This is a genomic window from Micromonospora sp. NPDC049374, from assembly GCF_040677165.1.
Lineage (GTDB): Bacteria > Actinomycetota > Actinomycetes > Mycobacteriales > Micromonosporaceae > Micromonospora.
This window is the reverse complement of record NZ_JBFAQH010000002.1, coordinates 411,134-432,767: the sequence shown is the minus strand read 5'-3', so window position 1 is coordinate 432,767 and position 21,634 is coordinate 411,134. Positions and strand designations below refer to the sequence as shown.

Annotated in this window: 20 protein-coding genes; 7 read left to right on the top strand and 13 right to left on the bottom strand. The window is 72.6% G+C overall.

Annotated features, from left to right (window positions below; genetic code table 11):
- Positions 1-21: 21 nt before the first annotated feature.
- From AB0J93_RS05375 to AB0J93_RS05350, 6 genes are all read right to left on the bottom strand, one after another.
- Positions 22-1,494, bottom strand: a complete 1,473-nt coding sequence (locus AB0J93_RS05375; RefSeq protein ID WP_363918386.1) for a proton-conducting transporter membrane subunit — start codon at positions 1,492-1,494, stop codon at positions 22-24.
- A 156-nt stretch (positions 1,495-1,650) separates the two neighbouring features.
- Positions 1,651-3,189, bottom strand: a complete 1,539-nt coding sequence (locus AB0J93_RS05370; RefSeq protein WP_363918384.1) for an NADH-quinone oxidoreductase subunit M — start codon at positions 3,187-3,189, stop codon at positions 1,651-1,653.
- Between the two features lie 106 nt (positions 3,190-3,295).
- Complete coding sequence (locus tag AB0J93_RS05365; RefSeq protein ID WP_363918382.1) at positions 3,296-5,263, bottom strand: NADH-quinone oxidoreductase subunit L; 1,968 nt, start codon at positions 5,261-5,263, stop codon at positions 3,296-3,298.
- The gene (gene nuoK / locus AB0J93_RS05360; protein ID WP_363918380.1) at positions 5,260-5,646 is read right to left on the bottom strand and encodes an NADH-quinone oxidoreductase subunit NuoK; all 387 of its coding nucleotides are present in this window, start codon (positions 5,644-5,646) and stop codon (positions 5,260-5,262) included. The genes AB0J93_RS05365 and nuoK overlap by 4 nt, the downstream gene beginning before the upstream one ends.
- Positions 5,643-6,254, bottom strand: a complete 612-nt coding sequence (locus tag AB0J93_RS05355) for an NADH-quinone oxidoreductase subunit J (protein WP_363918378.1) — start codon at positions 6,252-6,254, stop codon at positions 5,643-5,645. The genes nuoK and AB0J93_RS05355 overlap by 4 nt, the downstream gene beginning before the upstream one ends.
- Positions 6,251-6,889 (bottom strand): NADH-quinone oxidoreductase subunit I, encoded by a 639-nt coding sequence (locus AB0J93_RS05350; RefSeq protein ID WP_363918376.1) that lies wholly within the window; start codon positions 6,887-6,889, stop codon positions 6,251-6,253. Before AB0J93_RS05350 ends, AB0J93_RS05355 begins: the two co-directional genes overlap by 4 nt.
- A 95-nt stretch (positions 6,890-6,984) precedes the next feature.
- Here AB0J93_RS05350 and AB0J93_RS05345 point away from each other — a divergent pair, with 95 nt between their 5' ends.
- Complete coding sequence (locus tag AB0J93_RS05345; RefSeq protein WP_363918374.1) at positions 6,985-7,557, top strand: Uma2 family endonuclease; 573 nt, start codon at positions 6,985-6,987, stop codon at positions 7,555-7,557.
- A 144-nt stretch (positions 7,558-7,701) separates the two neighbouring features.
- Positions 7,702-8,751, top strand: a complete 1,050-nt coding sequence (locus AB0J93_RS05340) for a glutathione S-transferase C-terminal domain-containing protein (protein WP_363918372.1) — start codon at positions 7,702-7,704, stop codon at positions 8,749-8,751.
- A 152-nt stretch (positions 8,752-8,903) separates the two neighbouring features.
- On the opposite strand, the gene AB0J93_RS05335 is transcribed toward AB0J93_RS05340, so the two are convergent.
- Together AB0J93_RS05335 and AB0J93_RS05330 are read right to left on the bottom strand one after the other, a co-directional pair.
- Entirely contained in the window at positions 8,904-9,866 is a 963-nt protein-coding gene (locus AB0J93_RS05335) for a complex I subunit 1 family protein (RefSeq protein ID WP_363918370.1), read from the bottom strand.
- On the bottom strand, positions 9,866-10,681 hold the full coding sequence (locus tag AB0J93_RS05330) for an NADH-quinone oxidoreductase subunit C (RefSeq protein ID WP_363918368.1): 816 nt from the start codon (positions 10,679-10,681) through the stop codon (positions 9,866-9,868). The genes AB0J93_RS05335 and AB0J93_RS05330 overlap by 1 nt, the downstream gene beginning before the upstream one ends.
- A gap of 263 nt (positions 10,682-10,944) precedes the next feature.
- Between AB0J93_RS05330 and AB0J93_RS05325 the strand changes: the two genes are divergently transcribed.
- Complete coding sequence (locus AB0J93_RS05325; protein ID WP_363918366.1) at positions 10,945-11,991, top strand: glucose 1-dehydrogenase; 1,047 nt, start codon at positions 10,945-10,947, stop codon at positions 11,989-11,991.
- Positions 11,992-12,009: 18 nt separating this feature from the next.
- On the opposite strand, the gene AB0J93_RS05320 is transcribed toward AB0J93_RS05325, so the two are convergent.
- Together AB0J93_RS05320 and AB0J93_RS05315 are read right to left on the bottom strand one after the other, a co-directional pair.
- A complete protein-coding gene (locus tag AB0J93_RS05320) occupies positions 12,010-13,326 on the bottom strand; it encodes a DUF2252 domain-containing protein (protein ID WP_363918364.1) in 1,317 nt (438 codons plus the stop codon).
- A 101-nt stretch (positions 13,327-13,427) separates the two neighbouring features.
- Positions 13,428-14,006 (bottom strand): NADH-quinone oxidoreductase subunit B family protein, encoded by a 579-nt coding sequence (locus AB0J93_RS05315; RefSeq protein ID WP_363918362.1) that lies wholly within the window; start codon positions 14,004-14,006, stop codon positions 13,428-13,430.
- A 230-nt stretch (positions 14,007-14,236) separates the two neighbouring features.
- Here AB0J93_RS05315 and AB0J93_RS05310 point away from each other — a divergent pair, with 230 nt between their 5' ends.
- From AB0J93_RS05310 to AB0J93_RS05300, 3 genes are read left to right on the top strand one after another with little or no spacing between them, the layout of a single operon-like run.
- Positions 14,237-14,797: a SigE family RNA polymerase sigma factor gene (locus AB0J93_RS05310; RefSeq protein ID WP_363918360.1), complete on the top strand. Its 561-nt coding sequence runs from the start codon at positions 14,237-14,239 to the stop codon at positions 14,795-14,797.
- Positions 14,790-16,061: a hypothetical protein gene (locus tag AB0J93_RS05305; RefSeq protein ID WP_363918358.1), complete on the top strand. Its 1,272-nt coding sequence runs from the start codon at positions 14,790-14,792 to the stop codon at positions 16,059-16,061. Before AB0J93_RS05310 ends, AB0J93_RS05305 begins: the two co-directional genes overlap by 8 nt.
- 51 nt (positions 16,062-16,112) lie before the next feature.
- Complete coding sequence (locus AB0J93_RS05300) at positions 16,113-17,066, top strand: hypothetical protein (protein WP_363918356.1); 954 nt, start codon at positions 16,113-16,115, stop codon at positions 17,064-17,066.
- 108 nt (positions 17,067-17,174) lie between these two features.
- Here the strand turns inward: AB0J93_RS05300 and AB0J93_RS05295 are convergent, their stop codons facing one another.
- From AB0J93_RS05295 to AB0J93_RS05285, 3 genes are read right to left on the bottom strand one after another with little or no spacing between them, the layout of a single operon-like run.
- Positions 17,175-18,638: an aminotransferase class V-fold PLP-dependent enzyme gene (locus AB0J93_RS05295; RefSeq protein ID WP_363918354.1), complete on the bottom strand. Its 1,464-nt coding sequence runs from the start codon at positions 18,636-18,638 to the stop codon at positions 17,175-17,177.
- Positions 18,635-20,110 carry an MFS transporter gene (locus AB0J93_RS05290; RefSeq protein ID WP_363918352.1) on the bottom strand — a complete coding sequence of 492 codons (1,476 nt, stop codon included), beginning with the start codon at positions 20,108-20,110 and terminating at the stop codon, positions 18,635-18,637. Before AB0J93_RS05290 ends, AB0J93_RS05295 begins: the two co-directional genes overlap by 4 nt.
- Positions 20,111-20,142: 32 nt before the next feature.
- A complete protein-coding gene (locus tag AB0J93_RS05285) occupies positions 20,143-20,457 on the bottom strand; it encodes an MGMT family protein (RefSeq protein WP_363918350.1) in 315 nt (104 codons plus the stop codon).
- Positions 20,458-20,470: 13 nt separating this feature from the next.
- On the opposite strand from AB0J93_RS05285, the gene proB reads away from it, so the two are divergent.
- Entirely contained in the window at positions 20,471-21,628 is a 1,158-nt protein-coding gene (proB, locus tag AB0J93_RS05280) for a glutamate 5-kinase (RefSeq protein WP_363918348.1), read from the top strand.
- The last annotated feature ends 6 nt before the right edge of the window (positions 21,629-21,634 follow it).

The window sequence follows — 21,634 nt, the reverse complement described above, 5'->3', positions numbered from 1 at the left end:
GGCGCGCTGGCCGGCCCGGGTTCAGCTCCCGGCGAGATCGAGCACGACCTGCGGTGCGAAGCCGACGACCAGGGCCACCACGGTCGCCACCGCCAGCGCCGCGGCCACCGCGCGGGCGGGTCGGGCGACAGGGGCCGTGAGGTCCCCGGCCGGGGCGTAGAGCAACGCGGCGGCCCGCAGGTAGTACGCCAGGCCGATGACCGCGTTGACCGCCACCACCAGGGCCAGCCAGCCGGCACCGCCGCCGAGCAGCGACCGGACCACCGTCACCTTGGCGAACAGTCCGGCCAGGCCGGGTGGCAGGCCGGCGAGGCCGATCAGCGCGAACGCCAGCCCGGCACCGACCCACGGGTGCCGCCGTGCCGCACCGCGCAGGTCTTCCAGGCTGCCGCCGTCCGCGCCGGCCGGGCGCAGGGCCACCACGCCGGCGAAGGCGGCCAGTTCCAGCAGCACGAAGAAAACGGCGTACGCCAGGGCGGCGGCGTACACGGCGGTGCGGGCGTCCGCGTCGGTGGTCAGGGCCAGCGCGCCGAGCGGGGCGAGAATGTAGCCGGCCTGGGCCACCGAGGACCAGGCGAGCAGCCGGACGGTACGCCGCTGGCGCAGTGCCACCAGGTTGCCGACGGTCATGGTCAGCGCGGCGACCAGGGCCAGCACCGGCCCGGTCACCTCCGGCGGCAGCGCGTACCGCACCACCGCCAGCAGGGCGATCACCCCGCCGAGCTTCGACGCGGTCGACAGGTACGCGGCCACCGGCAGTGGTGCCCCGTCGTAGGTGGCCGGCGCCCAGGCGTGGAACGGCACCGCCGCCACCTTGAACGCCAGTCCCGCCACCACAAGCGTCACCGCGACCGTGGTCAACGGCAGGTCGAGCAAGGCCTCGTCGGCGAGGAGGGTGCCCAGCCGTTCCAGGTGCAGCCCGCCGGTCACCGCGTAGAGCAGCGCGGCGCCGAGCAGGGTCAGTGTGGTGGCGACCACGCTGACCACGAAGAAGGTCACCGCCGCCTCGGCGCTGGCCAGGCTGCCCCGGCGCAGCCCGACCAGGACGTACAGCGGCAGGGTGAGCACCTCCACCGCCACGATCAGGGTGATCAGGTCGCCGGCCGCGCCGAGCACCACGCCGCCGGTCATCGAGCAGGCGAGCAGGAAGCAGTACTCCCCCACCGGGGTGTTCCCGGCCCGCAGCAGCGGCCCGGACAACGCCAGCACGCCGAGCACGAGCAGCGCCACAAGGGCGGCGACCAGGGCGGCCCGGCCGCCGAAGACGTACGAACAGTCGGTGCCGACGCAGAACGTGCGTCGTTCGGCTCCCGAACCGACCACCCCTGCGCCGACCGCGGTGGCGACCGCCCCGGTGACCGCCGTGCCGACGGTGGCCGGCGGCCGGGCCGCCAGCAGGTCCACCAGCAGCACCAGCACCGCCGTCCCGGCGGCCAGGTACGCCGGCAGCAGCGCCACGTGGTCGACGGCCTGCACCAGACTCGACTCGCTCATCGCGCCACCTCGCTCCGCTCGGCGTCACGACGAGCCACCACCGCACTGAGCCGAATAACTCGCTCGCTACGCTCGCTCATCGCGCCACCTCGCTCCGCTCGGCGTCACGACGAGCCACCACCGCACCGAGCCGAATAACTCGCTCGCTACGCTCGCTCATCGCAGCACTCCCACCAGGGCCTCGACCGGGGCTTCGGCGACGCCCAGCACCAACGTCGGAGCCAGCCCGACGGCCAGCGCGAGCAGCACCAATGGTGCCCAGGCAGCCAGTTCGACCCCGGCCAGCCCGGGCCCGAGCGCGGCGACCGCCGGGGTGGGCTCGCCATGGGTCACCCGCCGCAACAGTCGCAGCAGGTACGCCGCCGTCAGTGCCCCGCCGATCGCGGCCAGCACCGCCAGCGTGGTCCACAGCGCCCCACCCGACTCGACGGCGGCGACCACGGCGAACGCCTCACCCCAGAAGCCGGCCAGCCCGGGCAGCCCCAGCGAGGCGACCGCCGCGAACGCGAGCAGCCCGGACAGCCGCGGGGCGGTCTCCCGCAGCCCGGACAACTCGCTCAGCTCGCCGGTGTGGGCTCGATCCTTGATCGCCCCGGCCAGGAAGAACAGCAGACCCGTGATGATGCCGTGGGCGACGTTGCCGATCAGCGCCGCCTGGATGCCGGTGGCGGTCAGCGTGGCGACTCCCAGCAGGACGAAGCCCATGTGCCCGACGCTGGAGTACGCGATCAGCCGCTTCAGCTCCGTCTGGGCCAGGCAGACCAGCGAGCCGACCAGGATGGCGGCGACGGCGAGCACACCGAGCACGGGTGCCGCCCACCGGGCACCCTCGGGGGCCACCCCGACGGCGACCCGGATCAGACCGTACGTGCCCATCTTGAGCAGCACCCCGGCGAGCAGCACGCTGCCGACCGTCGGTGCCTGGGTGTGCGCGTCGGGCAGCCACGAGTGCAGCGGCCACAGCGGACTCTTCACCGCGAAGGCCAGCGCGAGCAGGGTGAAGGCGGCGAGTTGGGTGGTACGGGACAGCTCCGTGCCGCCGGTCAGCGCCACGACGTCGGCGGTGCCGGCGGCGGCCACCACGACGTACACGCCGACCAGCAGCAGCACCGAACCGAACAGGGCGTAGAGGGCGAACTTCCGCCCCGCCCGCCGCCGCGCGTCCAGCGCCGCCGGGTCGGTGCCGTCGCCTCCCCAGCCGACGATGATCGCGTACATCGGCAGCAGGACGACCTCGAAGAAGAGGAAGAACAGCACCAGATCGAGGGCGAGGAAGGTGCCGAGGATGCCGACCTCGACGACCAGCAGCAACGCCACCAGGGCCCGGCCGTCGCCGCCGCCCGGCACCCGCCAGAGGCTGTAGCCGCAGCACAGCAGGGTGAGCAGAGCGGTGAGCACCACCAGCGGCCAGGAGATGCCGTCCACGCCCAGGTGAAAGCGTAGGTCCAGCCCGGGCACCCAGGGCAGGTCGATCGAATGCCAGGGACGCACCGCTCCGGCGGTGCCCTGCGGCGCGTACGTCGACCAGGCGGTGTCCCGGCCAGCGAGCAGCCACACCGTCGCGACGAGGGTCAGCGCGGCGGCCACGGTGCCCACGATCCGGGCCGCCCGGTCGCGGGGCGTGGCCGCCACCGCCAGCGCGCCGAGCGCCGGCACCGCGAGCACCGAGACCAGCAGGAATTCCCCGGTGTTCATGCCCGCCCTCCGCTGACCTGCGGGCCGACGCGCGGCACCGAGACGCCGAGTTGATGGTTCGCTCGCTGGCGCTCGCTGAGTTGATGATCCGCTCGCTGGCGCTCGCTCATGCCGTCGCTCCGATCAGGGCCGCGGCCAGGCCGATCAGCAGCGCGCCGGCCAGCACCGCGGCCGCGGCCCGGGGCAACGCCGCCCGGTGCAGGACGCCCAACCCGCCGCCGAGGGCACGGGCGGCGCGTCCGGTGCCGGTGACCGCACCGTCCACCACCCGCTCGTCGGCGATACGCGCTGTTCGCGCCATCGCGGTGGTGGGCCGTACGACCAGGGTGTGCTGGACGTCGTCGAGCCGGAACGCGCGGGCGAAGACCGGCCGCAGCGGACCGAGCGTCGCCACCGGGTCGGCACCGCCGCCCCGCCGCCAACCGACCCACGCCAGTCCGGCGCCGATCACGAGCAACGCCAGCGGCAGCAGCACGGTCGGGGTGAGATGGATCAGCCCGTCCGACGGCATCAGGTCCGACATGGCGTCGGAATTAGCCGGCGGGGTGGGTTGCAGTTGGCGGGAGAACCAGCCCGGAAAGCCGGCCAGGCCGAGCAGCGCCGCCGGCACGGCCAACGCCAGCACCGGCCAGCGCAGCACGGCCGGCGGGTCGTGCGGCGCGCCGGCCGCCCGGTGCCCGGGATCGGCCAGCGGGGCGCGGGGCGTACCGAGGAAGGTGCCCAGCAGCAGCCGGGTGGCGTACCAGGCGGTGACGGCGACACCGACCAGCCCGGCGAGCCACACCAGCCAGCCCACCCAGGCCGGTGCCGGGCCGTCGCCGTGCAGGGCGGCCTGCTCGGCGGCGGCGAGCACCCCTTCCTTGCTCCAGAAACCGGAGAGTGGCGGTACGCCGGCCAGCGCACCGAGCCCGATCAGGGTGCACCAGAAGGTCACCGGCATGCCGCGCCGCAGCCCGCCCATCCGGGACATCAGCGTGGTGCCGACGGCGTGGATCACCGCACCGGCGGCGAGGAACAGCAGCGCCTTGAACGCCGCGTGGGTGAGCAGATGGAACAGCGCGGCCGGCGGGGATCCGACGGCGAGTGCCCCGGTCATGTAGCCGATCTGCGAGACCGTCGACCAGGCGAGTACCCGCTTGATGTCATCCTGCGCGGTGGCGGCCAGCGCGCCGAGCAGCAGGGTCACCGAGGCCATCACGCCGAGTACGACCAGCGCGGTCGGGGTGGCCTCGAAAAGCGGCCACAGCCGGGTGACCGCGTACACGCCAGCGGCCACCATCGTGGCGGCGTGGATCAGGGCGGAGATCGGGGTCGGTCCGGCCATCGCATCGGGCAGCCAGGTGTGCAGCGGGAACTGGGCGCTCTTGCCGGCCACCCCGGCGAGCAGCAGCAGGCAGGCCGCGGTGAGCGTGGCGTTGCCGTGGTCGTGGGCGAGCACGTCGGCGATCCGGAAACTGCCCGCCGAGACGCCGAGCAACGCGATGCCGAGCAGGAAGCCGACGTCGCCGACCCGGGTGACCAGGAACGCCTTCATCGCGGCTGCCGGTGCCTCCGGCAGCCGCCGGTCGTGGGCGATGAGCAGGTACGAGCAGAGCCCCATCACCTCCCAGCCGACCAGCAGCAGGATCAGGTCCCCGGAGACCACCACCAGCAGCATCGCGGCGGTGAAGAGGCTGACCTGCGCCGCGTACGGCGGGTAGCGATGGTCGGGCTCGTCGGGCGGCCCCTGCCGGAGATAGCCCGTCGAGTAGATCTGCACCGCCAGGGCGACCGCGGTTACCGCGACGGCGACCAGGGCTGCCGCACCGTCGAGACGTACCCCGAGGGTGACGGTGAGCCCGCCCAGCTCGATCCAGGTGGTCGAGGACTCGGCCGGGCCGTCCAGGGCGACCAGCAGGGCCACCGCCAGGGCGAGGGCACCGGTCGCGGCGGCCACACCGACGGTGGCGGCCACCCGGCGGGCGGTCGCCGCACCGATGGCCGCGCCCCGCGGCGACGGAGGCAGCAGCAGGCCGGTCAGGCCGGCGAGCAGCGGTACGGCCGGCAGCAACGCACCAAACGTCGTGGCGCTCACCGCGGTCCCTCCGGTTCGCTTCCGGCGGCCGGTGACGCCCGTCCGCTCGTCGTGGCGGAGACCGGTTCTGCGGTGTGTGGTTCGGTCAGGGGAATCTCGTCGACGGCGACGCTGGCCCGCATCCGGTAGAGCTGGAGCACGATCGCCAGGCCCACCCCGATCTCGGCGGCGGCCAGCACGATCACGAAGAGCGCGAAGACCTGCCCGCCGTGCGGCAGCACCGCCTTCGCCGTGGTGTCGGCGGTGACCAGGATCAGGTTCACCGCATTGAGCATCAGCTCGACGGCCATCAGCACCAGCACCGCGTTGCGCCGCCGCAGTACGCCGTAGATGCCGAGGCCGAACAGGAGCGCGGCGGTGACGTAGGGGATGACCGGTCTCACCGCGACCGCCCCCGATCGCCCGCCGCGTCGTCCCCGGCGGGCCCGTCGGCGGCCTCCGGGCGGGCGGCGCCGGTGGTCTCCGGGCGGGCGGCGCCGGTGGTCTCCGGGCGGGGAGCGCCGATGTCGGGGCGGGACAACACGATGGCACCCACAAGCGCCGAGAGAAGCAGCACCGACAGCACCTCGAAGGGCAGCACCCAGCTGCTGAAGACCTGCTCACCGAGGCGCTCGGCGGTGCCCGCCTCGGGCAGCTCCACCGTCGTCCAGCGGTACGCGTCGACAAGCAACGCCGCCAGCCCGAGCCCGGCACCACCACCGATGAGCGCGGCCGGCCAGCCGGGGCGGTCCAGGTCGTCGGAGGCGCCGATCGGCGCGCGGGTCAGCATCACGGCGAACAGCAGCAGCACCACCACCGCGCCGACGTAGATCAGCACCTGCACCCAGGCGACCAGTTCGGCGGCGAGTACCAGGTACATGCCGGCCACCGCGCCGAGGCAGACCACCAGGTAGAGGCCCGCACGGACCAGGTGCCGGGTGGCCACCACAAGCACCCCCGAGCCGACCGCCACCGCGCCGAGGGCGAGCAGCAGCGCGTCCACCCCGGTCACGCGGACGTACCTTCGTCGTCGGCGGCGCGGGGTGGCGCGGGCCGGCGCTCAGGGCGTACCGCCGGGGTGGTCGGACGGGCGGCGGGCGCGCTCGGTACGGCGGCCTTGCGCGCGGCGGCGGTCTCCTCCTTGGCCGGCTCGCCGTTGGGGTCGTGGGCCGGGGGCGGCGGCACCGTGGCCATCCACTCGCCCAGGTGATCCTTGTCGTGCAGCAGATCCTTGATGTCGTACTCGGCGTACTCGAACTCGGGCGACCAGTAGAGCGCGTCGAAGGGACAGACCTCGATGCAGATGCCGCAGTACATGCAGAGCGAGAAGTCGATGTCGAACCGGTCGAGCACGTTGCGCTGCCGGGCCCGGGCGGCCCCCGGCACCGCCACCTCCTCCTTGTGCGAGTCGATGTAGATGCACCAGTCCGGACACTCGCGGGCGCAGAGCATGCAGACCGTGCAGTTCTCCTCCAACAGCGCGATCACCCCCCGCGAGCGGGGCGGCAGCTCAGGGGCGACGTCCGGGTACTGCGCCGTGGTGGAGCGTTTCGTCATCGTCTTCAACGTGACGGCGAGCCCCTTGACCAGGCCGCTGCCGGGCAGACCGGTCGCCTCGCTTCGCTCGCGCTCGCTCATGCCGAACATCCTGCCCTGTGGGCACGGCGCGCGCGACCACCCCCCGGAGGTAGCCGGTAGTACGGTCGCCACGGGGAGAACGACGCACCGGAAAGGACCCGTCAATGACCGCCGCGCTGCACGACGACTACCTGGCGCCGGGCGAGTGGACGACGGACGCCCTCGACCGCCTGCCTGACGACGGCCGCCGCCGTGAACTCCTGGACGGACAACTGATCGTGTCGCCCTCCCTCACGCGACTGCACCAATCCATCGCAATGCTGCTCGGCGCCGCCTTGCAGGAGACCTGCCCCGCCGAGTTCGACGTCACCCAGGGGGTGTCGGTGCGGATGTCCCGCAGCCGATCCCTCATTCCCGACCTGCTGGTCACCGAACTGGACGCGGCTGCCCGCAACCCCTCCTCCTACCTGCCGAACGAGGTTCTGCTGGTGGTGGAGATCGTCTCGGAGCGGACCCGCAGCATCGATCGGGTGCTCAAGCCGGCGCTCTACGCCGAGGCGGACATTCCCTTCTTCTGGCGGATCGAGACCGAGGCGGGGATCGTGGTGCACGCCCACCGGCTCGACCCGGTGAAGCGCGTCTACGTCGAACACGCCCGGATGAGCGACGGCATCCTGCTAGCCGATCCGTGGGAGATGGACATCCCGCTCGACCGGATCACCCCTAGGTCCCGCTGACCCGTCACGACGATCTCGGCCGGCTCTCCAGCCCGGCCGGCTCCCGATGCGCCGCCGGAACGCCGCACGCGCTCGCCCAGCCGGCGGACGGGGCATCGGCCATGATGGGACCGGACGGGAGCTGGCACGGCAGAGAGCGGGACGATGACGGAGAACAACGGCGCAGACCGGACGCAGACCGCCGGGAAGTACGTCGAGCCGGGTGAGTTCAAGCGGGACCAGAACTACATCACCACCCGGATCACCGCCGACGCACAGGACGGCTATCCGGTCGAGCCGGGTCGCTACCGCCTGGTGGTCAGCCGCGCCTGCCCGTGGGCGAACCGTCTGATCATCGTGCGGCGCCTGCTCGGCCTGGAGGACGCCATCTCGATGGGCGTCGCCGGTCCGACGCACGACGCACGGAGCTGGACGTTCGATCTCGACCCGGACGGACGGGACCCGGTGCTCGGCATCGAACGCATCCAGGAGGCCTACTTCGCGCGCTACCCGGACTATCCCCGGGGCATCACCGTGCCGGCCATCGTGGACGTGCCCACCGGGCAGGTGGTGACAAACGACTACGCCCGGATGAGCCTGGATCTGTCCACCGAGTGGACCGCGTACCACCGACCCGGTGCCCCGCAGTTGTACCCGGAACACCTGCGCGCCGAGATCGACGAGGTCAACGCCCTGGTCTTCGCCGACGTCAACAACGGCGTCTACCGGTGTGGCTTCGCCGGCAACCAGAAGGCGTACGAGCAGGCGTACCGGCGGCTGTTCGACCGGCTCGACTGGCTCAGTGAGCGACTGGCCGGGCAGCGCTACCTGGTCGGTGACACGATCACCGAGGCCGACGTACGGCTGTTCACCACGCTGGTCCGCTTCGACCCGGTTTACCACGGCCATTTCAAGTGCAACCGGCAGAAGCTGAGCGAGATGCCGGTGCTGTGGGCGTACGCCCGGGATCTGTTCACCACACCCGGCTTCGGTGACACGATCGACTTCGACCACATCAAGCGGCACTACTACGAGGTGCACCGGGACATCAACCCGACCGGCGTGGTGCCGCTCGGCCCCGACCTGTCGAACTGGCTCACCCCGCACGACCGCGAGTCCCTCGGTGGCCGCCCCTTCGGCACCGGCACCCCACCCGCACCCCCCACCCCCACCGAACGCGTAAACCCCACCCACACCCCCCTCCCCACCCCCTAGCCCCCGCCCATGCCCCCGTTGATCATGAAGTTGTTGTCACGACACGCCGAACAGGGCGGCAACAACTTCATGATCAACGCGGAGACGGGGGTGGGGGTGGGGGTGGGGGTGGGGGTGGGGGTGGGGGTGGGGAGAGGGGAGAGGGGGTGGGGTTAGAGGGTTAGGCGGATGGCGGCGGTGAGGACTAGTTGGGCGAGGGCGGCGGGGACCAGGACGAGCCAGCAGAGGCGTTGGAGTTGGTCCTCGCGGAGGCGGGGGTAGGAGACCCGGAGCCAGATGATCACGAAGCTGACCGCGGCGACCTTCAGCAGGGTCCAGAGCCAACCGAGCTGCGCGTCGGCGAACGGGCCCTGCCAGCCGCCGAGGAACAGCACGGTGGTGAGCGCGGCGATCACCACGATGCCGACGTACTCGGCCAGCAGCAGGAACGCGAAGCGCAGGCCGGTGTACTCGGTCAGATAGCCGAAGACCAGCTCCGAGTCGGCAACCGGCATGTCGAAGGGCGGCCGGCGGATCTCGGCCAGGCCGGCCACGAAGAAGATGACCATCGCCGGTGCCTGCCAGAGCAGCCACCAGGGCTGCCACGCCTCGACGATGCCGGAGAGGCTGAGCGTCCCCGCGGCCATCGCCACCGACGCGGCGGCCAGCACCAGCGGCAGCTCGTAGCCGAGTAGCTGCGCCGCACCGCGCAGCCCGCCGAGCAGGCTGTACTTGTTGGCCGATGCCCAGGCCGACATGAGCACGGCCAGCACGCCCACGCCGACCACCGCCAGTACGAAGAACAACCCGACATCGAGCGGCTGCCCGACCAGGTCGTTCGGGCCGAGCGGGATAACCAGCAGGGCCAACAGGTACGGCATCAGCGCCACCGCCGGAGCCAACCGGAACACCGGCCGGTCGGCGGCACGCGGAGTGACGTCCTCCTTCTGGACGAACTTCACCCCGTCGGCGATCAACTGCGCCCAGCCGTGGAACCCGCCCGCGTACATCGGGCCGAGCCGGCCCTGCATGTGCGCCATCACCTTGTGTTCCGCCTGCCCCACCAGCAGCGGCAGAACGAGGAAGGCGGCCAGCACGCCACCGATCCGGACAACCAGTTCCAGCCAGAGCGGCATCAGGCCCCACCTCCGTCATCCGGCGCCGGACCGTCCGTGGCCGCCGGGCCGCCGTGGGCTTCGGGCAGCGGACCGTCCTGGCCGGGCCGGGGCCCCGCCGGGTCACCGGGAGTGCCGGCAGCCCCGGGAGTACGCGGGCCACGGGTGCCCGGTGCCGGACGGGCCGGGCGCTCCCGGGCGGGGCGGGCCGGGGTGCCGCCGCGCGGGCCCTCCCCCACGCCACCGGCACCGGCGGGGGTCGGCACGACTCCCCACTCGCCGGGCGCAGGCACACCCGGCGGCCGGATCGGGCGGCGTCCGCCGCCGGCCTCCGACTCACCCGGCTCCTTCGCACCCGGCCAGGGCTTCGCCACCCGCGAGGCGAGTACGAACTCCTTGCGCAGCGGATGCCCCTCGAACTCCGGGGGCAGCAGCAGCGGACGCAGATCGGCGTGCCCGGCGAAATCGATGCCGAACATCTCGTGGGTTTCGCGCTCGTGCCAGGCGGCCCCCGGGTAGACCGCCACCACGGAGTCGACCGTCGGTGTCTGGCGGGACACCCGGGCGCGCAGCAGCACCCCGTGCCGGTGCGAGGTGGACCAGAGGTGGGCCACCACGTCGAAACCGTCGGCCAACTCGTCGACAGCCGACAGCCAGTCGAAGTAGTCGAAGTCCAGCTCGGTGTCGTCGCGGGCGGCCAGCAGCACGGCCCGCCAGGCATGCGGGGGTACGTCGACGGTGGCCCGGGAATGGACCTCACCGCCGGAGACCGTCGCGGTGGCCTCGACGGGCGCAAGCAGCGCGACGAGCCGCTGGCCGACCTCTTCCGGTGTCATGCCGCTGATCCTAGGCCCTGTGACCGGAGTCCTCGGCCGAGCCGATGCGGAGCCAGGCGGCGGCCGGCAGGGGTGGGAACTGGTCCGGCCGGCGAGGTTCTGCCCGGAGCGGCACCCAACACCGCCGGGCATGTGCCAGGCCCGCAGCGGCGGCCAGGGGGTTCGACACCGGCCATTGCCGACCAACCGGTTCGGTGCACGCGGGCGGGTGACTCTCGCGCGCTTCGCCGGTGCCGATCGTCGGTGGCCACCAGGATGGACCCGTGCGCGCTGTGACCGTCATCCCCGGAGTACCCGGCTCGCTGCGGCTACTCGACGACTACCCGGAACCGGCCCCCGAGGAGGGGCCGATCCTGGTGGAGGCCCTCTCGGTGGGCGTCTGCGGGACGGACATCGAAATCATCGAGGGGCAGTACGGCGAGGCACCACCCGACACCGACCAGTTGGTGCTCGGTCACGAGTCGCTGGGCCGGGTGCTGGAGGATCCGACCGGTACCCGGCAACCCGGCGACCTGGTGGCCGGAATCGTCCGGCACCCCGATCCGATGCCCTGCCCGAACTGCGCAGTGGGCGAGTGGGACATGTGCCGCAACGGCCTGTTCACCGAGCACGGCATCAAGGCGCTGCCGGGCTTCGCCCGCGAGCGGTGGCGGTTGCAGCCCCGCTTCGCCGTGGGACTCGACCCCTCGCTGATCGAGGTGGGCATGCTGCTCGAACCCGCGAGCGTGATGGTCAAGGCGTGGGACCACGTCGACCGGATCGGCCAGCGGGCGGAGTGGCAGCCTCGCACGGCACTGATCACCGGTGCCGGGCCGATCGGTCTGCTCGCCGCGCTGCTGGCCAGCCAGCGGGGTCTCGCCGTGCACGTGCTCGACCTGGCCACCGAGGGTCCCAAGCCGGCGCTCGCCGCCGCGCTCGGTGCGACGTACCACTCCGGGCCACTCGATCGTCTCGATCTCGAACCCGACGTCATCATCGAGTGCACCGGCGCGCCCGTGGTCGTCCTGGAGGCGATGTGCCGGGTCGGTCCCAACGGGATCGTCTGTCTGGCCGGGGTGTCCAGCGGCGGCCGGACGATCGACTTCGACGCGGGTGCGCTGAACCGGACCCTCGTCCTGGAGAACAACGTCGTCTTCGGCTCGGTGAACGCCAACCGACGCCACTGGGAGGGCGCTGCCGAGGCACTGTCCAAGGCCGACCCGGCCTGGCTCGCTTCGCTGATCACCCGTCGGGTACCGCTGGCTGAGTACGCCACCGCCTACTCGCCCGGACCGCAGGACATCAAGGTGGTCCTCGACTTCGCCGCCTGAACGGCCCGGGCGGGTCGGTCAGATGCCGGGAAGCCGGCCGTTGCGGAACAGGTCGACGAAGAGCTGGTGATCGTGGCGGGCACGTACCCCGTACGTGTGGGCGAAGTCGACCAGGTGCCCGACGAAGCCGGCGGTGTCCGCGTCGACGGCGGCGACGATGGCCTCCTCGGTCGAGTAGTCGACCAGGTCGTGGCTGGACTCGTCGTCGGCCACCGAGTGCATCCGGGCGACCGCCCGCCCGAGGTCGGCCAGCACCCCGGCCAGTTCCTCCGGTTCGTTGACGTCCGCCCAGTCGAGGTCGGCCGCGTACGGGGACACCTCGGCGACGAGTTGACCGACGCCGTCGAGTTCGGTGAAGCCCACCCACGGGTCGGCGTGTGCCTGGAGGGCCCGCTGCGACTCGGCGGTGCGGTGTCCCTGGTGCCGGAAGTAGCCGCGGACCCGCTCGTCGTCGATGTACCGCGCCACCGCCGGCACCTGGGCCTGCTTCATGTAGATGACGACGTCGTTCTCCAGCGCCTGAGTATGCCCCTCGAGCAGGAGGTTGTACGACGGCAGTCCGGCCGAGCCGATGCCCACCCCCTTGCGCAGCACCACGTCCTTGATCTGTGCGGCGAGCGGCCGGGCCTGGGCAGTGGTGGGCGGCAGCGTCTCCAGGTACGCCTCGAACGCCGCGCACACCCGCGCTCGCACGGCACCGTCGATCTCGTACACCCCGTCGCCGACGGAGAACCGCCGCTCGTAGTTGTCGATGGTGGTCTGTCCCCGCAGCAGGTCGACCCGGGTGTTCAGCCGCGCCTGCTGGAGCACCCGGCGCAGCACACCGTCGGCGTTGTCCAGGGTGATCGACCCGATGGCGTCGTCCCCGCCGGCGGCGATGGCCCGCAGTTCGACCAGGTACGCGTTCGCGAAGCAGGTCACCAGCTCGCTGATGACCCGGTCGGAGAGCGCCTTGGTGTAGCCGATCAGCGCCACGCTGGCGACGAACCGCCGCAGGTCCCAGGTGAACGGACCGACGTACGCCTCGTCGAAGTCGTTGACGTTGAAGACGAGCTGGCCGGAGCCGTTCATGTAGGTGCCGAAGTTCTCCGCGTGCAGGTCGCCGTGGATCCACACCCGGCTGGTCTGCGCGTCCAGGAAACGGTCGTCGGCGAAGTCGCCACGCTGGTCGGCGTAGAACAGGCTGGCACTGCCCCGGTAGAAGGCGAACGGCGAGGCGGCCATCTTTCGGAACTTGCGCCGGAAGGCGGCCGGGTCGAGCGCCATCAGGGTGCCGAACTCCTCGGTCAGCACCTCGATGATGAAGGCGGAACGCTGCTCCGCGACGTCGGTCATGATCCGTACGCTAGCGAAGCCGCACCACCCGGACGGCCAGCCGAGCGACCGGTCTCGCCGGACCGACCGGACCACCGCCCGCACCCGGCCGGACGGCCTCGTCAGGGATTCGGCGGGCGCACCGGTGGTGCGGTCAGGGAGGCGACGGAGCGGGCCGGCCCGCCGTCGCTGGGCGGCGCGTCGACCGGCGCGGCGAGCGGGTCGGTGCGGGGCACCCCACCGATGCCGGACTGCTCGGCGGCGATCTTCTCCTGAAGGCGGAGGATGCCGTGCAGCAGCGCCTCCGGTCGGGGCGGGCAGCCGGGCACGTAGACGTCGACCGGGATGAGCTGGTCGACGCCCTTGGTCACCGAGTACGAGTCCCAGTAGGGGCCACCGCAGTTGGAGCAGGCACCGAACGAGATCACGTACTTCGGCTCGGGCATCTGGTCGTAGAGCCGCTTGATCGCCGGGGCCATCTTGTCGGTGACGGTGCCGGAGACCACCATCAGGTCGGCCTGCCGGGGGCCGTGCGCGAAGGGGATCACGCCGAGTCGCATGAAGTCGTGGCGGGACATGCTGGTCGCGATGAACTCGATGGCGCAGCAGGCCAGGCCGAAGTTGAACACCCAGAGCGAGTAGCGGCGGCCCCAGTTCAGCACGAACCGGATCGGCTCACCGAGCACCGCAGGCAGCTGCACGACCGCTCCCCCTCCTGTCTCCGACAGTCAACCACAGCGTCCGAGGCCGGAAACCCGGGCCGGCGGGGGGATCGCGCGCTCTGCACCTCGGGGCGATACCCGGCTGGCCCGCCTGTCTCCGACCGGACAGTGGATGCCAGCCATGGCGCGACAACCCGCGCAACCCGAGCTGACAGTTGGGCGTGTGATCGATGTGACCGCGCCGGCGGCATGCTCACGGGGAGGACCAGATGACGGTGACCAGGGAGCCGCGGCTCGACGATCCGCCGCCCGAGGGGACAGCGAGGCACCCGGACGGACCGACGACGGTCGACTTCGATGGTCTGTACCACGCACATTTCCGATCGCTGACCATCCAGCTCACTGCCTACTGCGGTGATCTGGCCCAAGCACAGGACATGGTGCAGGAGGCGTTCTGCCGGGCGTTCGCGCGCTGGTCCCGGGTGTCCCGGTACGAGGACCCGGTGGCGTGGGTCCGCCGGGTGGCGTGGAACCTGACCACCAGCCGCTGGCGGCGGGCGCGGACGGCTCAGGCATGGCTGCACCGGCAGCGTGAGGAGTACGTGCCGGGGCCGGGACCGGACCGCGTCGCATTGACCGCGGCGCTGGCCGGCCTACCCGCCAACCAGCGCCGCGCGGTGGTGCTGCACTACCTGGCCGATCTCAGCGTCGCGCAGATCGCGGCCCATGAGGAAGTGCCGGAGGGCACCGTCAAGTCCTGGCTCCACCGAGGGCGGGCCGCGTTGGCGGCGCAACTCACCACCACGAATGAGGTGAACCACCATGACTGAGCCCGACGACATCCTGGTCGGCGGCGAGTTCGCCAAGTTCCGCGCGGCGTACGCCCCGGTGGTAAATCCGGCCGGGACGGGCGCGGTCCGGCGGACCGTCCGCCGACGCCGCCAGCGGACAGTGGTGGTCACTGCGGCGGCCGTGATACTTGCCGTGGCGATTCCGGTGGGCGCGAACGCCGCCCTGGACTGGCGGCCCGACCCGTCTCCGGCTCCCGCTCAGACCATCGCCCCGAGCCCGTCCGAGAGCACGCCGCCGTCAAAGACGCCGACACCGACTGCGTCAGCGTCGCCGAGCACGGTCAGCCCGACCCGGGCCGCGCCGGACGGGCGGATCAGCCGGTCCGAACTCCTGGCCGCTCAGGTCGACCTACCGGCGTGGGTGCCTGGCTCGACCTGCACGACGGGGCCGACCCGGATCGTCGCCGACTACCTGGACGAGGACGACGTGCTGCTGGACGGCCTTGTCCACGGCGACGTGGACGGCGACGGCGCGGTCGAGACGGTCGCCCTGCTCCGCTGCCAACTCTTCGAGCAGGGCCCGTCCCAAGTGGTGGCGCTCGACCGGGATGCCCACGGCCGGATCGTCGTCCTCGGCCAGGTAGCCCGATCTGCCAAGACGGTCCCCGGGTGGTTGCTGGACATGCAGGTCACCGACCGGGGCACGGTCCGGGTGGAGATGGCCGACCGCGCGCCCGCTACTGACTGGTCGCTGGACTGGTCGCAGCGTCAGTGGCGCGACTACCGGTGGTCCGGAACGCACTTCACCCAGGTGGACGGGCCGACCTCGTTCGGCCCGAACCCGCACCGGGCCGATCTGACGGTCTCCGCCGGCAACGTGACGTGGAGCGCGCCGGACGCGGACGGTGCGCGTACCGGGACGATCGCCGTAACGGTGCGGAACCTCAGCGCGGTCCCGGCCGGCCTGGTCAAACTGCACCTGCGGATGGAGGTGGGCACGGTCGCGGACGGTGGCGACTGGTCGGCCTGCCGGGACGGGGCACCGCCGAAGGGACCGATCGTCTGCCGGTTCGGCCCGCTGGGCCCCGGTGCGGAACGGACCTTCCGGTTCGGACTCCGCAACACGAACAACGGCAGCGGCACCGGTATCGCCGAGGTGACGCCGATCGGCAGCGACGCCGACCCGCTCATGGACCCGAACCACGACAACGACGAGGATCGCTACACGTACGGCTGCACCGCTGTCGGGCTTGACCCAGAAGAGACCGCAACCGGATCGACGACCATCGCGTGCAACAGGTGACACCGCGCGGACGAGCCGCCCGGTGACGGGGACCACGGGAGGACCTTTCAGATGAGAACTCGTACCGGACGTCGGCTGGCCGGCATCCTGCTCGGCACCGGCGCGGTGTTGCTGCCGCTCGCCGCACCGGCCGCCGCCGCGCCCACCACCGGGAGCCCCACCGCCGACATCTCGGTTGGCCGGCTGGTGCTCGAACCAAGCGCCCGCGGCTACCACGGCAGCCTTCCGGTCACGGTGACCAACAACGGCCCGGACGCCACCTACTTCAGCGTCTACGTCGTCGAGCCCGTCGCCGGTTCGCTGGGCAGGCTCGACCCGGCGGAGGCGTGTGGCTTCGGCGCGCCGAAGGACAACCGGCGGACGGCCACCTGCTCGGTGCCGGGCGGGGACATCGAGCCGGGTGAGAGCCGGTCGTTCTCGATCGCCTTCGACGTCCTCACCCCGACCCGGGACGTCGCGATGATCGCGAAGGGCGGGCGCATCTCGGTCAACGTCGGCGACGGCCGGGACGAGGTCGCCGACCGGGCCAGCTTCGCCGCCCGCTTCCGCTCCACCTCGGGCTCGCTGCGCCACCCGGTGCCCTACGTCCAGGACACCCAGGCCCGCGCCGCCATCACCACGGCCGGGTCGGTGACGCTGGCCCGTCAGGCGGACGGCAGCTACCAGGGCCGGCTACCGGTGACCGTGGGGTGGGCCGGTGACACCGCGCACGAGTACCTGCTCGCCGAGGCGACCGGCCTGCCGGCGGGCGTGGTGATCTGGGGCACCGACCCGCAGGACGCGCCGAGCTTCTTCACCAACTTCGTCGTGCCCGGCGACCGCTTCATGACCGGCGAACAGCGGAGCTTCGACGTGCTGCTGCGCGCCGAGCCGGAGACCGTCCCGGGCGACCTCGGAACCGTCTCGTTGCAGCTCAGCACCCAGTGGTACGGCAACTCCGTGGCCGACGCCGACCCAACCGACAACACCGCCTCGTTCACCGTCCGGGTGACCGACGCGGCCTGACCGCTCCCTCGTCCGGCCGGTGCCCACGGGCGCCGGCCGGACGTCGTCGGTCACCAGAACGGGCCCTGACGTCGTCGGATCACCAGGCCAGGCCGTGACGTCGTCGGGTCACCAGGCCGGGCGTTGAAGCAGCCCGACGAACTCCACCAGCAGCCGCTCCCGCACCGCCGCCGGGGCGGCGTCGAGCAGCGTGTTGACCGCCGCCATCCGGTCCGGAGCGCCAGCGCCGTCGCCCAGGCCGAGCCCCTCGGCCAGCCCCGCCACCAGCTCGGGTGTGAGCGCCTCCGGGGTGAGGCTGCCGGCGAGCGCCAGCAGGTCGGGCGGCAGCGCGACCGGCCCGGCGGCGCGGGCCGCGGCGACGGCGTCGACAAGCGCCGGGCCGAACTCGGCCACCCGCGGCGCCACCGCTGCAGTCACCGTGAGATGCACGCTGGCCGGCAGGTCGGCGTACCGGAGCTGGGGCTGGGTGTGCCAACCCCGCGCGGTCAGCTCGTCCACCAGCAGGAACAGGTCGAGCGTGGGGTCCTCGACGGTGAAACAGACCACTGTCGACTCCGGCTCGGCGACCAGCCGCAGCCCGTCGGTGGCCCGTACCGCGTCGGCCAACGTGCGCACCGCGGCCCAGGTGCGCCGGGTCAGCTCCAGGTAGCCGTCGTCGCCCAGGTGCCGCAGGGTGGCGTACGCGGCGGCGATCGGCCCGCCGGAGCGGGTCGAGGAGATCACCGGGTTGATCATGGTGTACCCGGGCCAGTCGGCGTACGCGAAGTACTGCGGGGCGCGCAGTTGCGGATCGCGGTGCAGCAGCACCGAGACGCCCTTCGGCGCGTACGCGTACTTGTGCAGGTCCACCGAGATCGAGGTGACCCCGGGCACGGCGAGGTCGAACGGGGGCACCGGCAGGCCGAGACGACGCAGGTACGGCAGGGTCCAGCCGCCGAAGCAGGCATCCACATGGCAGCGGACCCCGGCGGCGGCGGCCACCTCGGCGATCTGTTCGACCGGGTCCACGACACCGTGCGCGTACGAGGGGGCGGAACAGGCCACCAGCACCGTCTCCGGTCGAACGGCGGCGGCCACGTCGGCGACCGCCGGACGCAGCGTGGTCGGGTCGACCGGCACCGTGTCGAGTGCCACCCGCAGGTAGTGGGCCGCCTTGGCGAACGCGGCATGGGCGCTGGCCGGTACCACGATCCGGGGTGCCGCGATGTCCGGCCGGGCGTCCCGGGCGGTCTTCACGGCCAGGATGAGCGATTCGGTGCCGCCGCTGGTGACGCTGCCGACGACCTCGGGAGCGCTCGTGCCCGGCCCGCCGCCGAGCAGTCGCGCCGCCGCAGCGACAAGCGCGTTCTCCATGGCCAGCAGGGACGGGAAGGCCGTCGGGTCGAGTCCGTTGACGTGGGCGCTCTCGGCGTACGCGGTAGCGGCGAGCGCGTCCAGCCCGGGCACCGCCGGGTCGTAGACGTACGCGAACAGCCGCCCCCCGTGCGTCGGCCGATCCATCGCCCGCAGCTGCCGGATCTCCGCCAGCACCTGCTCCGCCGGCATCCCGTCCGGTCGATTCTCGTCGATCATGGAGTTGTGGCGCCCTTTCCGTGGGTTTCAGCGGCTTCTGTTCCTGCCACGACTGCATGATCGGCGGTGGCTGGGGGCGGGGTGGGGGCGGACAGGCGGTCGGGGGTGAGGTCGTAGGGGCGCAGCAGGAAAGTGGCCAGGCCGATGAGGAGAGCGGGGAGGATGGTGAAGCCGAGCAGGACGCCGAGGCGGGCGGTGTCGGACTGGGTGGCGGCGGTACCGGTGGTGGACGAGACGTAGCCGGTGAGGGCGAGCACCAGTCCGTAGATGCCGGGGCCCAGGGCCAGTCCGAAGGTCTCCCCGGCCGTCCACACCCCGGTGAAGACGCCGGCCTGCCGACGCCCGGTGCGCACGGTGTCGTACGCGATGCAGTCCGGGAGCATGGCCAACGCGAACACCTGCTGTCCGGCGTACCCTACGCCGAGCAACGCGACCAGCAGGTAGACCACGGCGGTGGGCAGCACCGGCGCGGCGACCAACGCCAGTCCACCGGCCGAGAGGATCAGCGACGCCGCCACCAGGGCGGCGAGCTTGCCCACCCGGGCGCCCACCCGGGACCAGAGCGGCATCACCACCAGCGCCGGGCCGACGAAACAGACGAAGAGCACGGTCGGGCCGGTCGTCGAGTCCCGGAGTACGTGGTCGGCGAAGTACTGGACCCCGGCGAGGATCGTGGCCACCCCGGCGGACTGCACCACGAAGCAGAGCAGCAGCGCCCGGAAGGGCCGGCTGCGGGCTGCGACGGTCAGTTGGGCGCGCAGGCTCGGCTCGCTCTCACCGACCGCGCCCTGCGGGGCGGACCGGGTGCCGAGGAAGGCACCGACGGCGCCGAGCGCGATCAGGGCGGCCACGAAGACACCCATCCAACGGTGCCCGGGAACACCTCCGCCGGCCGCGTCGCGCACAAGCGGCGCCACCGCACCGGCGACCAGGATGGCCAGCGCCAGCACCGCGATCCGCCAGGTCATCATCCGGGTACGTTCGGCGTAGTCGCTGGTCAGCTCGGCCGGCATCGCCACGTACGGCACCTGGAAGAAGGCGAACGCGGTCGCGGTGGCCAGGAAGGCGACGGCGACGTACGCCCCGGCGGCGGGACCGGCACCGAACGGCGCGGCGAAGATGGCCCCGAAGAGCACGGCCAGTGCCAACCCACCGAAGAGCAGGTACGGACGACGGGCACCCCACCGCGACCTGGTGCGGTCGGAGATCCGCCCGGCGACCGGGTTGACCAGCACGTCCCATGCCTTCGGCAGCAGCACCAGCAGGGCCGCCACGCCGGCGGCCACCCCGAGGGTGTCGGTGAGGTAGGGCAGCAGCAGCAGACCCGGCACGGTGCCGAAGGCCCCGGTCGCCAGCGAGCCGAGCGCGTAGCCGGCGTGCACCCCCCGGGGCAGCGCGCCCGGTGGGGCTGGGCTCTGGGCGGGCTGTCCGGGGGTGGGCGGTGGGCCGGAGCCACCCGGCGGCGGGGTCATGGGTCCGAATGTTACTCACGTTATGGCGGGGGTCACATCCCCTGCCCGGGCCACCACGCGGCTGTCCGCATGTCCACCCCGGTACCGCGCAGCGGCGTCCCCTCGGCGAGCCAACGCGCCCGCGCCTCGCGGGCCAGCCGGGGCGGCAGCCCGCCGGACGCGTTCACCACCCGGTGCCACGGAGCCCCACCACCGTGGCGTGCCATGATCGCCCCGACCAGCCGCGCCGATGCCCGCCCGGAGCGCTCGGCCAACGCGTCGGCCACCGCCCCGTACGACATCACCCGGCCAGGTGGGATCCGGTCGACCAGTTCCAGCACCGCCTCGACGTACTCGTCAGGTGTCACAAGCGGCCAGACTATGGGAACGGCGCCGGGCCGTGCCGCGACGACAGCGCAGAATGGGCGGGTGCGCGACGCAGTCACGGCGGCCCGGCGGGTCGTTGTCAAGATCGGGTCCTCCTCGTTGACCACCGCCAGTGGCGGTCTGGACGACGGGCGGGTCGACGCGTTGGTCGACGCCCTCGGCCTACGGGCCGCCGACGGCCGCGAGGTGGTGCTGGTCTCCTCCGGCGCGATCGCCGCCGGCCTCGCCCCCCTCGGTCTGCCCCGGCGACCGCGCGACCTGGCCACCCAGCAGGCCGCCGCCAGCGTCGGCCAGGGCCTGCTGATCGGGCGGTACGCGGCCGCCTTCGCCCGGCACGGCCGCACCGTGGGCCAGGTGCTGCTCACCGTCGACGACGTGACCCGGCGGGCCCACTACCGCAACGCGTACCGCACCCTGCGCAAGCTGCTCGACCTGCGGGCGGTGCCGATCGTCAACGAGAACGACACGGTCGCCACCGAGGAGATCCGGTTCGGCGACAACGACCGGCTGGCCGCGCTGGTGGCCGCGCTCGTCGACGCCGACCTGCTGGTGCTCCTCTCCGACGTCGACGCGCTCTGGACCGGCGACCCGACCCGACCCGGCTCCCGCCGCATCCCCGAGGTACGCGACGAGGCGGACCTGGTCGGTGTCGCGATCGGCGGCAGCGGCCGCGCGGGGGTCGGCACCGGTGGCATGGTGACCAAGGTCGAAGCGGCCCGGATCGCCACCGGCTTCGGCATCCCGGTGGTGCTCACCTCCGCCACCAGGGCGGTCGCCGCGCTGGCCGGTGAGCCGGTCGGCACCTTCTTCCACCCCAGCCCCCGACGACCCGCCGCCCGGCTGTTCTGGCTCGCCCACGCCACCGCGCCCCGGGGCCGGCTGCACCTCGACCCGGGCGCGGTGGCCGCGGTGGTGGGGCGGCGCAAGTCGCTGCTGCCGGCGGGGATCACCGCCGTGGACGGCGCCTTCACCGCGGGCGACCCGGTCGACCTCGTCGACACCTCCGGCGCACCGGTGGCCCGAGGGCTGGTCAATTACGACGCGATCGAGCTGCCCGGCCTGCTCGGGCGGTCGACCGCCGACCTCGCCGCGGCGCTCGGCCCGGCGTACGAACGGGAGGTCGTCCACCGCGACGACCTGGTGCTGCTGTAACAGACC

Coding starts and splice junctions, on each gene's coding strand:
- AB0J93_RS05375 (WP_363918386.1), bottom strand. CDS start 1,494: ATGAGCGAGTCGAGTCTGGTGCAGGCCGTCGACCACGTGGCGCTGCTG.
- AB0J93_RS05370 (WP_363918384.1), bottom strand. CDS start 3,189: ATGAACACCGGGGAATTCCTGCTGGTCTCGGTGCTCGCGGTGCCGGCG.
- AB0J93_RS05350 (WP_363918376.1), bottom strand. CDS start 6,889: ATGTTCGGCATGAGCGAGCGCGAGCGAAGCGAGGCGACCGGTCTGCCC.
- AB0J93_RS05345 (WP_363918374.1), top strand. CDS start 6,985: ATGACCGCCGCGCTGCACGACGACTACCTGGCGCCGGGCGAGTGGACG.
- AB0J93_RS05340 (WP_363918372.1), top strand. CDS start 7,702: ATGACGGAGAACAACGGCGCAGACCGGACGCAGACCGCCGGGAAGTAC.
- AB0J93_RS05335 (WP_363918370.1), bottom strand. CDS start 9,866: ATGCCGCTCTGGCTGGAACTGGTTGTCCGGATCGGTGGCGTGCTGGCC.
- AB0J93_RS05330 (WP_363918368.1), bottom strand. CDS start 10,681: ATGACACCGGAAGAGGTCGGCCAGCGGCTCGTCGCGCTGCTTGCGCCC.
- AB0J93_RS05320 (WP_363918364.1), bottom strand. CDS start 13,326: ATGACCGACGTCGCGGAGCAGCGTTCCGCCTTCATCATCGAGGTGCTG.
- AB0J93_RS05310 (WP_363918360.1), top strand. CDS start 14,237: ATGACGGTGACCAGGGAGCCGCGGCTCGACGATCCGCCGCCCGAGGGG.
- AB0J93_RS05305 (WP_363918358.1), top strand. CDS start 14,790: ATGACTGAGCCCGACGACATCCTGGTCGGCGGCGAGTTCGCCAAGTTC.
- AB0J93_RS05300 (WP_363918356.1), top strand. CDS start 16,113: ATGAGAACTCGTACCGGACGTCGGCTGGCCGGCATCCTGCTCGGCACC.
- AB0J93_RS05295 (WP_363918354.1), bottom strand. CDS start 18,638: ATGATCGACGAGAATCGACCGGACGGGATGCCGGCGGAGCAGGTGCTG.
- AB0J93_RS05290 (WP_363918352.1), bottom strand. CDS start 20,110: ATGACCCCGCCGCCGGGTGGCTCCGGCCCACCGCCCACCCCCGGACAG.
- proB (WP_363918348.1), top strand. CDS start 20,471: ATGGGAACGGCGCCGGGCCGTGCCGCGACGACAGCGCAGAATGGGCGG.